Source organism: Azotobacter chroococcum (assembly GCF_004339665.1).
In the GTDB taxonomy this organism is placed as follows: domain Bacteria; phylum Pseudomonadota; class Gammaproteobacteria; order Pseudomonadales; family Pseudomonadaceae; genus Azotobacter; species Azotobacter chroococcum.
Map to the genome: position 1 here is coordinate 167,884 of NZ_SMMU01000005.1, position 14,996 is coordinate 182,879.

Annotated in this window: 9 protein-coding genes; 2 read left to right on the forward strand and 7 right to left on the reverse strand. The window is 67.8% G+C overall.

The features are described 5' to 3' along the window. Window positions 1-107 precede the first annotated feature (107 nt). Entirely contained in the window at window positions 108-4,004 is a 3,897-nt protein-coding gene (purL, locus tag EV691_RS07090; protein ID WP_131301437.1) for a phosphoribosylformylglycinamidine synthase, read from the reverse strand. Between the two features lie 160 nt (window positions 4,005-4,164). Here purL and mltF point away from each other — a divergent pair, with 160 nt between their 5' ends. Next, window positions 4,165-5,634, forward strand: coding sequence for a membrane-bound lytic murein transglycosylase MltF (mltF, locus tag EV691_RS07095; RefSeq protein ID WP_131301439.1), 1,470 nt, complete (start codon window positions 4,165-4,167; stop codon window positions 5,632-5,634). Window positions 5,635-5,646: 12 nt separating this feature from the next. On the opposite strand, the gene tadA is transcribed toward mltF, so the two are convergent. From tadA to EV691_RS07130, 6 genes are all read right to left on the reverse strand, one after another. After that, on the reverse strand, window positions 5,647-6,123 hold the full coding sequence (tadA, locus tag EV691_RS07100) for a tRNA adenosine(34) deaminase TadA (protein WP_131301441.1): 477 nt from the start codon (window positions 6,121-6,123) through the stop codon (window positions 5,647-5,649). 39 nt (window positions 6,124-6,162) lie between these two features. Beyond that, window positions 6,163-7,533, reverse strand: coding sequence for a multicopper oxidase family protein (locus EV691_RS07105; RefSeq protein ID WP_131301443.1), 1,371 nt, complete (start codon window positions 7,531-7,533; stop codon window positions 6,163-6,165). Between the two features lie 224 nt (window positions 7,534-7,757). Beyond that, the gene (locus EV691_RS07110; RefSeq protein WP_131301445.1) at window positions 7,758-8,126 is read right to left on the reverse strand and encodes a 2Fe-2S iron-sulfur cluster-binding protein; all 369 of its coding nucleotides are present in this window, start codon (window positions 8,124-8,126) and stop codon (window positions 7,758-7,760) included. 503 nt (window positions 8,127-8,629) lie between these two features. Continuing rightward, complete coding sequence (gene guaA / locus EV691_RS07115) at window positions 8,630-10,210, reverse strand: glutamine-hydrolyzing GMP synthase (RefSeq protein WP_131301447.1); 1,581 nt, start codon at window positions 10,208-10,210, stop codon at window positions 8,630-8,632. A 225-nt stretch (window positions 10,211-10,435) separates the two neighbouring features. Next, entirely contained in the window at window positions 10,436-11,905 is a 1,470-nt protein-coding gene (gene guaB, locus EV691_RS07125; protein ID WP_039802489.1) for an IMP dehydrogenase, read from the reverse strand. 63 nt (window positions 11,906-11,968) lie between these two features. Further along, window positions 11,969-13,777 carry a DEAD/DEAH box helicase gene (locus EV691_RS07130; RefSeq protein ID WP_131301451.1) on the reverse strand — a complete coding sequence of 603 codons (1,809 nt, stop codon included), beginning with the start codon at window positions 13,775-13,777 and terminating at the stop codon, window positions 11,969-11,971. A 193-nt stretch (window positions 13,778-13,970) separates the two neighbouring features. Here EV691_RS07130 and EV691_RS07135 point away from each other — a divergent pair, with 193 nt between their 5' ends. Continuing rightward, a complete protein-coding gene (locus tag EV691_RS07135) occupies window positions 13,971-14,948 on the forward strand; it encodes a D-2-hydroxyacid dehydrogenase family protein (RefSeq protein WP_131301453.1) in 978 nt (325 codons plus the stop codon). Window positions 14,949-14,996 lie beyond the last annotated feature (48 nt).

Consider the following 14,996-nt stretch of genomic DNA (forward strand, 5'->3'; position numbering starts at 1 on the left):
CGGAATCTCCCGAAGGCGAGGCAGGCCCGGCATCGCGACGCGCCCGGCCAGCGTCTCCCGTGATGGAAAGGGGCGAGCGTCGGCGCCCCCGAAAAAACACCGTCCGGTCAGTCCACCCAGACCCGGGCGTTGCGGAACATTCGCAGCCAGCCGGCGTCCTCCTGCCAGGCCTCCGGATGCCAGGAGTTCTGCACGGCGCGGAACACCCGCTCCGGGTGCGGCATCATGATGGTCACTCGGCCGTCGCGGCTGGACAGCCCGGTGATCCCCCGCGGCGAGCCGTTGGGGTTGGCCGGATAGCGTTCGGTGACCTTGCCGTGGTTGTCGACGAAGCGCAGCGCCACGCAGCCGGACAGGTCGGCCTCGAGCAAGGCCTCCTCGCTCTCGAACTCGGCATGCCCTTCGCCATGGGCGATGGCGATCGGCAGGCGCGAGCCGGCCATGCCCTGCAGGAAGATCGAGGCCGACTCCTGCACCTGCACCATGGCCACCCGCGCCTCGAACTGTTCCGAGCGGTTGCGCACGAAGTGCGGCCAGAATTCGCTGCCGGGGATCAGCTCGTGCAGGTTGGACATCATCTGGCAGCCGTTGCACACGCCGAGGGCGAAGCTGTCCTTGCGCTCGAAGAAGGCCTGGAAGGCATCACGGGCACGGCTGTTGAACAGGATCGACTTGGCCCAGCCCTCGCCGGCGCCGAGCACGTCGCCGTAGGAGAAGCCGCCGCAGGCCGCCAGCCCCTTGAATTCGGCGAGATCGACGCGCCCGGCGAGGATGTCGCTCATGTGCACGTCGATCGCGGCGAAGCCGGCGCGGTCGAAGGCCGCCGCCATCTCCACCTGGCCGTTGACGCCCTGCTCGCGGAGGATGGCCACCTGCGGGCGCACACCCCGCTTGATATAAGGAGCGGCGATATCCTGCTCGACGTCGAAGGAGAGCTTCACCGACAGTCCGGGGTTGTCCTCCTCGAGAATGGCGTCGAACTCCTGATCGGCGCACTCGGCGTTGTCGCGCAGGCGCTGGATCTGGTAGCTGGTCTCGCTCCACTGGCGCTGCAGCACGCGGCGCTCGGCGGCGAACACCGCCTCGCCGTTGAAGCTGACGGTCACCTCGGCACCATTGAGCGGCCGGCCGATCACCGCCACGCAGTCGTCCAGACCGGCAGCGCTGAACTGCGCCAGTACTTCCGGGGTGGCGTCCTGGCGTACCTGGATCACCGCCCCCAGCTCCTCGCTGAACAGCACACCGGCCAGTTCGTCGCGACTGTCGGCCAGGCCATCGAGACAGAGGTTCAGGCCGCAGTGGCCGGCGAAGGCCATCTCCAGCACGGTGGCGAGCAGGCCGCCGTCGGAGCGGTCGTGGTAGGCCAGCAGATGGCCGTCGGCATTCAGCCCCTGGATCACCGCGAAGAAGGCCTTGAGGTCCTCGGCGTCATCGACGTCCGGCACCTCGCGGCCGAGCCGGCCGTACACCTGGGCGAGGATCGAGCCACCCAGGCGGTTCCGCCCGCGGCCCAGGTCGATCAGCACCAGATCGGTCTCGCCCTTGTCGAGGCGCAGCTGCGGGGTCAGGGTCTTGCGCACGTCCTGCACCGGGGCGAAGCCGGAGACGATCAGCGACAGCGGCGCGGTGACGCTCTTGTCCTCGCCAGCCTCCTGCCAGCGGGTCTTCATCGACATGGAGTCCTTGCCCACCGGAATGGTGATGCCGAGCGCCGGGCACAGCTCCATGCCGACCGCCTTCACGGTGTCGTACAGGCGCGCGTCCTCGCCCGGGTGGCCGGCGGCGGCCATCCAGTTGGCCGACAGCTTGATGTCGGAGAGCCGCGCGATGCTCGCTGCCGCCAGGTTGGTGAGGGTCTCGCCGATGGCCATGCGCCCGGAGGCCGGGGCGTCGAGCAGGGCCAGCGGGGTGCGTTCGCCCATCGCCATGGCTTCGCCGGTGTAGACGTCGAAGGCGGTGGCGGTGACGGCGCAGTCGGCCACCGGCACCTGCCACGGGCCGACGAACTGGTCGCGGGCCACCAGGCCGGTGATCGAGCGGTCGCCGATGGTGATCAGGAAGCTCTTGCTGGCCACCGCCGGGTGGCGCAGCACGCGCTCGACCGCCTCGCCCAGCTCGAGGCCGGCGGCGCTGAAGTCGTCGCCCAGCTCGGTCTCGCGGCTCACCGAACGGTGCATGCGCGGCGGCTTGCCGAGCAGCACCTCGAGCGGCATGTCCACCGGGTTGTTGCCGAAGTGCTCGTCATGCACGGTGAGCTGGCGCTCCTCGGTGGCCTCGCCGACCACCGCGAACGGGCAGCGCTCGCGCTCGCAGATGGCCTTGAAGGTCTCGAAGTCGGCGGCGTCGACGCTGAGCACGTAGCGCTCCTGCGACTCGTTGCACCAAATTTCCAGCGGGCTCATGCCCGGCTCGTCGTTGGGCACGTTGCGCAGCTCGAAGCGGCCGCCGCGGCCGCCGTCGTTGATCAGCTCCGGCAGGGCGTTGGACAGGCCGCCGGCACCGACGTCGTGGATGAACTTGATCGGGTTCTTGTCGCCCATCTGCCAGCAGCGGTCGATGACCTCCTGGCAGCGGCGTTCCATTTCCGGGTTCTCGCGCTGCACCGAGGCGAAGTCCAGGTCGGCCGAGCTGGCACCGGTGGCCATCGACGAGGCGGCACCGCCGCCCAGGCCGATCAGCATGGCCGGGCCGCCGAGCACGATCAGCTTGCCGCCGACCGAGATCTCGCCCTTCTGCACGTGCTCGGCGCGGATGTTGCCCAGGCCGCCGGCGAGCATGATCGGCTTGTGGTAGCCGCGCACTTCCTCGCCACGCGGGGTGTCGATGGCCTGCTCGAAGGTGCGGAAGTAGCCGGTCAGGGCCGGACGGCCGAATTCGTTGTTGAACGCGGCGCCGCCCAGCGGGCCCTCGATCATGATGTCCAGCGCGCTGACGATGCGCTCGGGCTTGCCGTAGGCCTTCTCCCACGGCTGCTCGAAGCCGGGGATCTGCAGGTTGGAGACGGTGAAGCCGACCAGGCCGGCCTTGGGCTTGGCGCCGCGGCCGGTGGCGCCCTCGTCGCGGATCTCGCCGCCGGAGCCGGTGGAGGCGCCGGGGAACGGAGCGATGGCGGTCGGGTGGTTGTGGGTCTCCACCTTCATCAGGATGTGCACCGGCTCCTGATGGGCGGCGTACTCGTGGCTGCCCGGCTGCGGGAAGAAGCGTCCGGCGGTGAAGCCCTCGATCACCGAGGCGTTGTCCTTGTAGGCGGACAGCACGCCCTCGCGGTGCAGTTCGTAGGTGTTCTTGATCATGCCGAACAGCGACTTGTCCTGACTCTCGCCGTCGATGTCCCAGCTGGCGTTGAAGATCTTGTGCCGGCAGTGCTCTGAGTTGGCCTGGGCGAACATCATCAGCTCGATGTCGTGGGGATTGCGCCCCAGATCGCCGAAGCTCTTCACCAGATAGTCGATCTCATCCTCGGCCAGGGCCAGGCCCAGCGCCAGGTTGGCCTGCTCCAGGGCCGCCCGCCCACCACCGAGCACGTCGACCACCCTCAGCGGCTTGGGCTGCGCGTGGCTGAACAGGCCGGCCGCTTGCTCCAGGCTGTCCAGCACCAACTGGGTCATGCGGTCGTGCAGCGCCGCAGCGACGGTCTGCACGTCGCTCTCGGACAGCTCGCCGGCGACGTAGTAGGCGATGCCGCGCTCGAGGCGCTCGATCTTGGCCAGGCCGCAGTTGCGGGCGATGTCGGTGGCCTTGCTCGACCAGGGCGAGATGGTGCCGAAGCGCGGCAGGACCAGACACAGCCGGCCGACGGGCTCCTGCACCGGCACGCTGGGGCCGTACTCGAGCAGGCGGGCCAGCACCCTCTCCTCGTCGCCGGAAAGGGCGGCGCTCACCTCGGCGAAGTGGGCGAACTCGGCATACAGCCCGCCGACGGCGGGGACCTTCTGGGTCAACTGATCGAGCAGCTTGCCGTGACGGAAGGTAGAAAGGGCGGGAGCGCCGCGCAGGATCAACATCGTCGGAACAGCCTCGAAGGGGGAGCTTGGAAGCGGTCCATTCTACTCCATGGAGGCGCCGGACGCTAAGGACGCGGCCGGCCGGGCGCCCAGCAGGGCCGCGTCCGGCAGCCCGCCGGCGGCTGCGCCACTGGCCTGTCGAATTGCGTATACTACGGCCATGACCGACCGAACCGCGCTCCGCGGGCGCCGCGCCCACCGCCGGCTGTTGCCGACCTTACTTTTCCTGATGCTGATGGGTTGCAGCGAGTCTCCCCGGCCGTCGACCCTCCAGCGCGTGCAGGAGGAGGGCGTGCTGCGGGTCGTCACCCGCAACAGCCCGGCCACCTACTTCCAGGACCGCAACGGCGAAACCGGCTTCGAATACGAACTGGTCAAGCGCTTCGCCGACGACCTGGGCGTCGGCCTGCAGATCGAAACCGCGGACAACCTCGATGCCATCTTCGTCCTGCTCAACCAGCCCAACGGCCCAGAGCTGGCCACCCCCGGCCTGATCCCCAGCCTGGCGCACAGCCACCTGGCGCTGTTCTCCCGCCCCTACATGGAGGTCACCCCGCAGGTCGTCTACCGCAATGGTCAGCGCCGCCCCACCCGTCCGCAGGACCTGGTCGGCAAGCGCATCCTGGTGCTCAAGGGCAGCAGCCATGCCGACCAGCTGGCGGAGATCAAGCAGCAGTTGCCGGAGCTGAAATATGAAGAAACCGCCGAGCTGGAAATCGCCGACCTGTTGCACATGGTCGACGAGGGGCAGATCGATTTGACCCTGGTCGACTCCAACGAGCTGGCGATGAACCAGGTGTACTTCCCCAACGTGCGCGTGGCCTTCGACCTGGGCGATGCCCGCGCATTGAGCTGGGCGGTGGCCGCCGGCAGTGATCGCAGCCTGCTGGAGAAGGTCGACGCCTTCCTCGCCCAGGCCCAGAAGAAGGGCATCCTGCAGCAGCTGAAGGAGCGCTACTACGGGCATGTCGAGGTGCTCGGCTATGTCGGCGCCTATACCTTCGCCAAGCACCTGCAGCAGCGCCTGCCGCGCTACGAACAGCACTTTCGCGCGGCGGCGAAGAAGCAGGGGGTCGACTGGCGCCTGCTGGCCGCCATCGGCTACCAGGAATCCCAGTGGCAGCCGAGCGCCACCTCCAAGACCGGGGTCCGCGGCCTGATGATGCTCACCCAGCGCACCGCCGAAGCGATGGGCGTGGCCAACCGCCTCGACCCCAAGCAGAGCATCCACGGCGGCGCCAAGTACTTCGTCCACGTCCACCAGGGGCTGCCGGAGAGCATCCAGGAGCCCGACCGCAGCTGGTTCGCCCTGGCGGCCTACAACGTCGGCAGCGGCCACCTGGACGACGCCCGCAAGCTGACCAAGGCCGCCGGCCTGAACCCCGACAAGTGGCTGGACGTGAAGAAGATGCTGCCGCGCCTGTCGGAAAAGAAGTGGTACAGCAAGACCCGCTACGGCTATGCCCGCGGTGGCGAGCCGGTGCACTTCGTCGCCAACATCCGCCGCTACTACGACATCCTCACCTGGGTGACCCAGCCGCAGATGGAAGGCTCGCGCATCGCCGAACGCGGCCTGCACGTGCCCGGCCTGCCGAAGAGCGAGCCGCCGGCCGCCAAGCCGCAGCTGTAGAACCCGCCGGCCTCAGCCACGCCGCGCCTTGAAGAAGGCCTTGAGGATCGCCCCGCACTCCTCCGCCAGCAGCCCGCCCTCAACCAGCACCCGGTGGTTGAGAAAGTCCTGGGCGAAGAAGGCCCCGCGACTGACCGCCACCCCGGCGCGCGGCTCGCTAGCGCCGAACACCACCCGTGCGACGCGCGCATGGACAATCAGCCCGGCGCACATGCTGCAGGGCTCCAGCGTCACGTACAGGGTGCTGCCGGGCAACCGGTAGTTGTCCAGCACGGCGGCGGCGGCGCGGATCGCCACCATCTCGGCATGGGCACTGGGATCGCGGCGGGAGATCGGGCAATTGAAGCCGCGCCCAACGATCTCGCCGCCCCGCACCAGCACGGCGCCTACCGGCACCTCGCCCAGCCCGGCGCCTTCGGCGGCCAGGACCAGCGCCTCGCGCATGAAACGCTCGTCCTGACTACGGTCGATGATCTGCAGGTTTTTCATGAATAAGCATCAGATCGGGAATCACGGAAAGGGGTGTCCCTACGCCACCTTGATCGCCGCCATCAGCCCCGTCTCCATGTGGTCGACCACATGGCAGTGGAACATCCATAGCCCGGGATTGTCCGCCACCAGGGCGACCTGCGCGGTTTCGTTGCGCCCCAGCAGATAGGTGTCGGTGAAATACGGGTCGATCTTCCGGCGATTGGAATCCAGCACCTTGAAGGTCATTCCGTGCAGATGGATCGGATGCTGGTACTGGCTGACGTTGCGCAGCTCGAAGATGTAGCTGCGGCCCTGCTGCAGGGTGGCGATGGGCCGCTCGGCGCAGCTCCTGTCGTTGATGTCCCAGGCCTGGCCGTTGATCTGCCAGAACTTGAAGGCCCCGCCCTGCTCCATGTTCGTCGACAGGGCGCCGGCCCACTCGAAGTTGAAGCGCAGGCTCTCTGCAGCGGCCAGATCGGGCTCCGGTATGGGATTGGCCGGCAGCGCGGCCGGCCAGTCGCCGGGCGCCTCGCCGCCGTCCACGCTCTTCAGGGTCGCCAGGCGCAGCGGACCGTTGCGCAGCGGCAACTCCACCCCGGCCGCCGGCACCCGGAGGCCCAGCTCGATGCGCATGCCCGGGCCCAGCCAGTACTCCTTGCCCAGCGGGCGCGGCGCGACGGGGTTGCCGTCCAGCGCGTAGATGCGCGCCTCGGCATCCGGCAGGTTGAGGCGATAGGTCAGGGTATTGTCGAGGTTGAGAATACGCAGGCGCACGATCTGCCCGGCGGGCAGCTCCAGGGTCGGCGCCGCCTCGCCGTTGACCGTGGTCAGCCGCCCCGGCGTGCCGCCGCGGGCTGCCTCGCGCGGCACGCTGAACTCGCCGAAGACGCCCTGCCCGTCGACATGCCAGCTCTTCAGGCTCAGCGTGCGCTCATGGCGGAAACCGCTGGGCTCGCGCTCCTCGACGATCAAGGGACCGACCAGCCCGCGGCCGAGCTGCTCGCCGCTGGCGGTGTGCGGGTGGTACCAGAAGCTGCCGGCGTCCGGCAGCCGGAAGCGGTAGTCGAAATACTCGCCCGGCAGCACCGGCAGCTGCGACACATAGGGCACGCCGTCCATCTCCAGCGGCAGACGGATGCCGTGCCAGTGGATGGTGCTCGGATCGGGCAGGCGGTTGACGAAGCGCACCCGCAGCCAGTCGCCCTGCCGCGCGCGCAACTCCAGCCCCGGCGCCTGGCCGCCGTAGGCCCAGACGGAGGTCCTGTGTCCCGGCACCAGTTCCACGTCCAGCGGTGCGGCGATCAGCTCGTAGTCGTGGGTTCTCGCCTCCTCCGGCCGCCCCAGCCAGTAGCGCGCGCCGCCGGCGCCCAGGCCGAGCACGGAAACGCCGGCCAGGCCGGCGAGGATCTGTCTGCGGGTAAAACTCATGAAGTCGGTCTCCTGCCCGGCCGGGCACCGCCCTCATCAGGCGGTCGTTCGTGGGCACGGTATTCGGCGATGGATGAAATAGTTTCTCATTATCCAGCGAGATCAACCATCGCCGCATCAACGATCCGCCCGCTTCGCCCGAGCTGCAACCTCGCCTGCAGATCCAGAAACGAAAAACCCCATGGCCGCAACGGCCATGGGGTTTTTGGCGAAGACCGGGGCGATCAGGCGCCGCCCGGCTCTCCGGTGAACTCGACCAGCAGGTCTTCGTCGGTGACGATGGTCTGGCAGGCCAGACGGTAGGTCGGCGGGATATCACGCACGGCAGCGCGCTCCTCTTCGGACTTCGGCAGCTTGCCGACGGACTTGAGAACATTCCGCTCCTTGTCGGTCAGCATCATGCCCTTGATACGCTCGCCATCGAGGTGGGTGATCTTGACCAGACAGGAACCACACTTACCATCCTGGCACTCGAAAGGGATCTTGATGCCGTTTTCCTGGGCAACGCCCAGCAGCGTGGAACGCTTGCCGGCGACTGCTTCGACTTTCTTGTTATGCGGCATGAGCGGCGAAGAGAAATAAATCGTAGCCATACAAAAATCCTTTCCGTAATTAATTACCAGACCAACTCACGTGCATCCGCCACATTAATCGCGGAGGCGCGGCAACACTGAATAGCAACTTGCAAAAGTTGTAAATCACTGTAGAGACAGCCCTTTATCCTCAAGGACCGTGAGGACGATAGTACTTATAGAAATCCTCCAGCACAATGATTTTAATCATGGAAATTTTTCAAAAAAGTTTCCATGCAAATCATTAGCAAAGTATCTAAATAACTTTCACGGCTGTCTCGCCGGGACTTTTATATACTTCTTACTTGCACTGATTTCTCAAATGCGAATAACAACTTCATGTCGCACAGCATAGTTCCGCGCTACGGAGGGCATGGACGAGGAAGGCAGCACAACTGCCCGAAGCGGAAGGAGCTGTGGAAAGGGAACGTCCGGAAAGGACGCTGCCGACGCCCAGAGGGGCATCGGCAGCAGACAGCAGGCGGGGAAGCGCGATGACGGACGCCGGGCGACGGGCCGGCGCCTCACTCCCACTCGATGGTTGCCGGCGGCTTGCTCGACACGTCGTAGGTGACGCGGGAGATGCCGTCGATCTCATTGATGATGCGGTTGGAGACCTTCTCCAGCAGCTCGTAGGGCAGGTGCGCCCAGCGCGCGGTCATGAAGTCGACGGTTTCCACCGCGCGCAGGGCGACCACCCAGGCGTAGCGGCGGCCGTCGCCGACCACACCCACCGACTTCACCGGCTGGAACACCACGAAGGCCTGACTGGTCTTGTGGTACCAGTCGAAGTTGTGCAGTTCCTCGATGAAGATGTGGTCGGCGCGGCGCAGCAGGTCGGCGTACTCCTTCTTCACCTCGCCGAGGATGCGCACGCCCAGGCCCGGGCCGGGGAACGGGTGGCGGTAGACCATGTCGTAGGGCAGGCCCAGCTCCAGGCCGATCTTGCGCACCTCGTCCTTGAACAGTTCGCGCAGCGGCTCGACCAGCTTGAGGTTCATGTCCTCGGGCAGGCCGCCGACGTTGTGGTGCGACTTGATCACGTGGGCCTTGCCGGTCTTGGCGCCGGCCGACTCGATCACGTCGGGGTAGATGGTGCCCTGGGCGAGGAACTTGATGCCCTCGAGCTTGGCCGCCTCGGCGTCGAACACCTCGATGAAGGTGCGGCCGATGATCTTGCGCTTCTGCTCCGGGTCGGAAACGCCGGCCAGGTTGTCGAGGAACTGCGCCTCGGCATCGGCGCGGATTACCTTGACGCCCATGTTCTCGGCGAACATGGCCATCACCTGGTCGCCCTCATGCAGACGCAGCAGGCCGTTGTCGACGAACACGCAGGTCAGGCGGTCGCCGATGGCGCGGTGCAAGAGCGCGGCGACCACCGAGGAATCGACGCCGCCGGAAAGGCCGAGCAGCACGTTGGCGCCGCCGACCTGGGCGCGCACCTGGGCGATGGCGTCCTCGACGATGTTGGACGGCGTCCACAGCGCCTCGCAGCCGCAGATCTCGCGCACGAAGCGGGAGAGGATGCGCAGGCCCTGCTTGGTGTGGGTCACTTCCGGGTGGAACTGCACGCCGTAGTAGCCGCGCTTGTCGTCGGCCATGGCGGCGATCGGGCAGCTCGGGGTGCTGGCCAGCACATGGAAGCCTTCGGGAATCCCGGTGACCTTGTCGCCGTGGCTCATCCACACGTCGAGGCCGAGCACGCCGTCGTCGTCCACGTGGTCCTCAATGCCGTCGAGCAGGCGCGCCTTGCCGACCACATCGACGCGGGCGTAGCCGAACTCGCGCAGGTCCGAGCCCTGCACCTTGCCGCCGAGCTGCTCGGCCATGGTCTGCATGCCGTAGCAGATGCCGAAAAGCGGCACGCCCAGGTCGAACACCGCCTGCGGCGCACGCGGGCTGTCAGCCTCGTGCACCGACTCCGGCCCGCCGGCGAGGATGATGCCGCGCGGGGCGAAGGCACGGATGTCCTCGTTGCTCATGTCGAACGGATGCAGCTCGCAATAGACGCCGATCTCGCGCACCCGGCGGGCAATCAGCTGGGTGTACTGGGAGCCGAAATCCAGGATCAGGATGCGGTGGGCGTGGATGTCTTGGTGGGCCATGGCCATCTCTCTTGGCGGAATTCACAAACGACGCGGGGCTGTCCCGTTTTTTCACAACAGCAGCAGCCCCGTGTCTTCAGTTCTTAAAAATCGATTTGCCGCGTCGCGAGCGCAGGTCAGGCAAGGTGGAAAGAGGCGAGGAAGCGGAGTTTGCTGAAGCAAATGAGCATTCCGAACCTCTTTCCAACGCGGCATGGCCAAGTGCAGCAGCGTCAAATCGATTTTTCAGCCGACGCGGTAGTTGGGCGCCTCCTTGGTGATCTGCACGTCGTGCACATGGGACTCGGCCATGCCGGCGCCGGTGATGCGCACGAACTGCGGCCTGGTGCGCATCGTCTCGATGTCGGCGCTGCCGGTGTAGCCCATGGAGGCACGCAGGCCGCCCATCAGCTGGTGGATGATCGCCGCCAGCGCGCCCTTGTACGGCACGCGCCCCTCGATGCCTTCCGGCACCAGCTTCTCGGCGCCGGCCGAGGAGTCCTGGAAGTAGCGGTCGGACGAGCCCTGGGTCTGCGCCATGGCGCCCAGCGAGCCCATGCCGCGATAGGCCTTGTAGGAACGTCCCTGGAACAGCTCGACCTCGCCCGGCGCCTCCTCGGTGCCGGCGAACATCGAGCCCATCATCACGCAGTAGGCGCCGGCGACGATGGCCTTGGACAGGTCGCCGGAGAAGCGGATGCCGCCGTCGGCGATCAGCGGCACGCCGGTGCCCTGCAGGGCGGCGGCGACGTTGGCGATGGCGCTGATCTGCGGCACGCCGACCCCGGCAACGATCCGGGTGGTGCAGATCGAGCCCGGGCCGATGCCGACCTTGACGCCGTCCGCGCCGGCCTCGGCCAATGCCTTGGCAGCCTCGCCGGTGGCGATGTTGCCGCCGATCACCTGGACCTCGGGAAAGTTCTGCTTGACCCAGCGCACCCGCTCGATCACGCCCTTGGAGTGGCCGTGGGCGGTATCCACCACCACCACGTCGACCCCGGCGGCGACCAGCGCGGCCACCCGGTCCGGCGTCTCGGCGCCGGTGCCCACCGCGGCGCCGACGCGCAGGCGGCCCTGGTCGTCCTTGCTGGCCAGCGGATAGGCCTTGGCCTTCTCGATGTCGTTGACGGTCATCATGCCCTTCAGGCGGAAGGCGTCGTCGACGATCAGCACGCGCTCGATGCGGTGCTTGTGCAGCAGCTGGCGGGCCTCCTCCTTGTCGGCGCCCTCGCGCAGGGTGACCAGACGCTCCTTCGGCGTCATCACCTCGCGCACCCGGGCATCCAGGCGGCTTTCGAAACGCACGTCACGGGAGGTGACGATACCCACCAGATCGCCGTTGGAAAGCACCGGCACGCCGGAGATGTTGTGCTGGCGGGTCAGGTCGAAGAGGTCGCGGACGGTGGCGTCGGCGTCGATGGTGATCGGATCCTTGACCACCCCGGACTCGAAGCGCTTGACCTTGCGCACCTCGGCGGCCTGCTGCTCGATGGTCATGTTCTTGTGGATGATGCCGATGCCGCCTTCCTGGGCCATGGCGATGGCCAGCCGGGCCTCGGTGACGGTGTCCATGGCGGCGGACACCAGCGGAATGTTGAGCTCGATGCCGCGCGTCAGGCGAGTCTTGAGGCTGACATCCTTGGGCAGTACGTCGGAATATCCAGGAATCAGAAGAACATCGTCGAAAGTCAGGGCTTCTTGACTGATACGCAACATGGCGGGGGCTCCCAGGCGGGAAAAAATGGAAGCGCGACATTATACCCAGCCCCCCACCTCGGCTCAATGTGCGTAACGGCTCAGTTCGCCGCCGCTCAGCGCCCGGGCAACCGCGTTGTTGCGGTGGAAGCCGACCAGCAGCTGCTGCCTGGCCCGGGTAATGCCGACATAGAGCAGCCGCATCCGCTCGGGCAGCGAGCTGTCGGCTTCCTCGCCCTGGGCCACGAAAGAGGCATCGAGCAGCACCACCCGGGAAAACTCCAGGCCCTTGCTGCCGTGGATGGTCATGATCGCCACCTGGTCGGTTTCCGCGCAGCAGGCCTCGCCGCTACCCAGCCAGACGTGGGGAATGCCGAGTGCGGCCAGCGCCTCGCCCATCGCCCGGCCGGCGCCGCCGTCCGGATAGAGCACCGCCATGTCCTTCCAGGCCACGCCCTCGGCATGCCATTGCTGCAGGCAACCGGCGGCATGCCCGATCTCCCCGGCCTGCCGCTCGAAGCGCCGCACCACCGGCAGCGGCCCCGACACCCCGGCCGCCTGCGGTTCGACCAGCGGAATGTCGCCCTTGCCTTCGGGCAGATGATCCCTGGCCAGACAGCAGGCGAACTCGAGGATTTCCCGGGTATTGCGGTAGTCGAGGCACAGCACGCTGCTACGGCCCCGGGCCTGGATGCCGACGCTGGCCAGGCTGAAGCCCAGCGCCGAGCGCTTCCTGTAGATCGCCTGGGCATCGTCGTAGAGCAGCAGCAGCGAATTGCTGTGCGGATCGACCATCCGGGCCAGCAGACGCAGCCATTCCGGCTCGAAATCGTGCCCCTCGTCGATCAGCAGGGCGCCGTACTGGCCCCGCGGAATCTGCCCGCGCTCCACAGCGCCGATCACCGAGTCGGCCAGGCGCCAGTAGTGCTCGTCCTCGCCCTCCAGCACCTCGACCTGCCAGGTCTTGAGCTGCTGCTCGCACCAGTCGTGGAAGTGGTGGACCTGCACCCGCCCGCCGAGGCTGCGCGAGTCGACGAAGCGGCGCAGCCTGGCCGCCAGGCCGATGTTGAAGCACAACACCAGGATCGGCTTGTCCAGCGTCCCGGCCAGTTGCAGGCAGCGGTAGCCGAGGATCAGCGTCTTGCCGGAGCCGGTCGCCCCGTGGATGACCCGGTGCCCCTCGCCCAAGCTGCGGGCCAGCCGCTCCTGCTGCAAGTCCATGACCCGCGCACCATCGGGCGCCGGCAGGCCGTCGGCGCCGATGCGCAGCTCGGGAAACAGGTGCCAGCGGATGCGCTCGATCTGCGCCCGCGTCAGCCGGCAGGGAAAGTCCGGCCCGGAGATCCGCCACAGGCGCTGGCGGAAGGCCTCGGACGCCGCCTCGCGCAGATCGTCCCGGTAGAGCACCTGCCGCTCCGGCAGCAGCCGCTCGCGCGCCTCGGGCGGGATGCCCTGCTCCACCTGGGCACGGGAGATATCGCTGAACACCAGGCCCCAGCCAATGGGGCAGGCCAGCCGGCCGGCGTCACTGCCCTCGCCCCGGCGCAAAGATGGGCTGCGCAGCAGCGTCTGCAGCGCCTGCACGGCGAACTGCCGCCCGAGAGCCAGAGGATGCGCCAGCTCCCGGCGCCCCTCGGCGGTTTCCAGGATGCAGGTGGCGCGGGACATCCGCTTGAGGCTGCCCGCCGTCCAGTCGCGCACCTCGAGGAACAGCAGGCCGTGTTCGGGATGCAGGACGATGAAATCGGGCTGGCGCTGTTCCCCGCCGGAAGGCAGGCCGCACCAGACCAGGCAGTCGTCGGCGAGGCTGTCCTGCAGGGCGCGGGCGACCTGCCGCTGCCCCGCCGTCAGGCGGGCAAGGCAGGCGCCGAGCGGCGGAATGAATACGGCCATGGCGGCTCCCGGTATCCGGTGGCGACGGATTCCGCCCGGGCGGGGCGGGACGAAAGCCGCCCATGGTAGAGGATTTCTCGCACGAACGTCTCACTTCGCCACCGGCTCGCTTCCGGCTCAATGCCCTGCCGACCGTGGCGGCCCCGGACGCTCTCTGCTAGAAATCGGCCTCCCCCGCCAAGGAATCACCGCCATGCACATCGTCATCCCCGACGATTACCAGGACGCCATCCGCCGCCTCGACTGCTTCGCCCGGCTGCGCGACTCCGGCCACAGCGTCGAGATCTTCCACGACGCCGAGAGCGATCCGCAGCGCCTCGCCGAGCGCTTCGCCAGCGCCGACGCGCTGGTGCTGACCCGCGAGCGCACGCGCATCGACGAAGCCCTGCTGGTCCGCCTGCCCAGACTCAGGCTGATCAGCCAGACCGGCAGGATCGCCGCCCACCTCGACCTCGACGCCTGCACCCGCCACGGCGTCGCCGTGGCCGAGGGGCGCGGCTCGCCGGTCGCCCCGGCGGAACTGGCCTGGGCGCTGATCCTCAACGCCCGCCGCCAGCTGCTGCCGGCCATCGCCGCCTTCCACGAAGGCCGCTGGCAGACCAACCTCGGCGAGCGCCTCGCCGGGCTGACCCTGGGCATCTGGGGCTACGGCAAGATCGGCCAGCGCCTGGCCCGCTACGCCCAGGCCTTCGAGATGCCGGTACTGGTCTGGGGCAGCGAGGCCTCGCGCCAGGCCGCCGTCGCCCATGGCCACCGCGCCGCTGCATTCCGCGAGGCCTTCTTCGCCGAGGCCGACGTGCTCAGCCTCAACCTGCGCCTGGCGCCCGCCACCCGGCACATTGTCGGCTTCGACGACCTAGCGCGGATGAAGCTCGACGCCCTCCTGGTCAACGTCAGCCGCGCCGAACTGATCGCCCCCGGCGCCCTGCTCCGCGCCCTGGACGCCGGCCATCCCGGCTTCGCCGCCCTCGACGTGTTCGAGCAGGAACCGATCCTCGATCCCGCCCACCCGCTGCTGAACCACCCGCGGCTGCTCTGCACCCCGCACCTGGGCTACGTCGAGAAGCACAGCTACGAGCTGTACTTCGGCGACGCCTTCGACAACCTGCTGGCGTTCTTCGCCGGCGAGCCGCGCAACCTGGCCAATCCGCAGGTGCTGGCGGGGCACTAGGCGTACGAGGGCTCCGCCCTTTCATGCATGGGAAACATCCGCATGGAT

Coding starts and splice junctions, on each gene's coding strand:
- purL (WP_131301437.1), bottom strand. CDS start 4,004: ATGTTGATCCTGCGCGGCGCTCCCGCCCTTTCTACCTTCCGTCACGGC.
- mltF (WP_131301439.1), top strand. CDS start 4,165: ATGACCGACCGAACCGCGCTCCGCGGGCGCCGCGCCCACCGCCGGCTG.
- tadA (WP_131301441.1), bottom strand. CDS start 6,123: ATGAAAAACCTGCAGATCATCGACCGTAGTCAGGACGAGCGTTTCATG.
- EV691_RS07105 (WP_131301443.1), bottom strand. CDS start 7,533: ATGAGTTTTACCCGCAGACAGATCCTCGCCGGCCTGGCCGGCGTTTCC.
- EV691_RS07110 (WP_131301445.1), bottom strand. CDS start 8,126: ATGGCTACGATTTATTTCTCTTCGCCGCTCATGCCGCATAACAAGAAA.
- guaA (WP_131301447.1), bottom strand. CDS start 10,210: ATGGCCCACCAAGACATCCACGCCCACCGCATCCTGATCCTGGATTTC.
- guaB (WP_039802489.1), bottom strand. CDS start 11,905: ATGTTGCGTATCAGTCAAGAAGCCCTGACTTTCGACGATGTTCTTCTG.
- EV691_RS07130 (WP_131301451.1), bottom strand. CDS start 13,777: ATGGCCGTATTCATTCCGCCGCTCGGCGCCTGCCTTGCCCGCCTGACG.
- EV691_RS07135 (WP_131301453.1), top strand. CDS start 13,971: ATGCACATCGTCATCCCCGACGATTACCAGGACGCCATCCGCCGCCTC.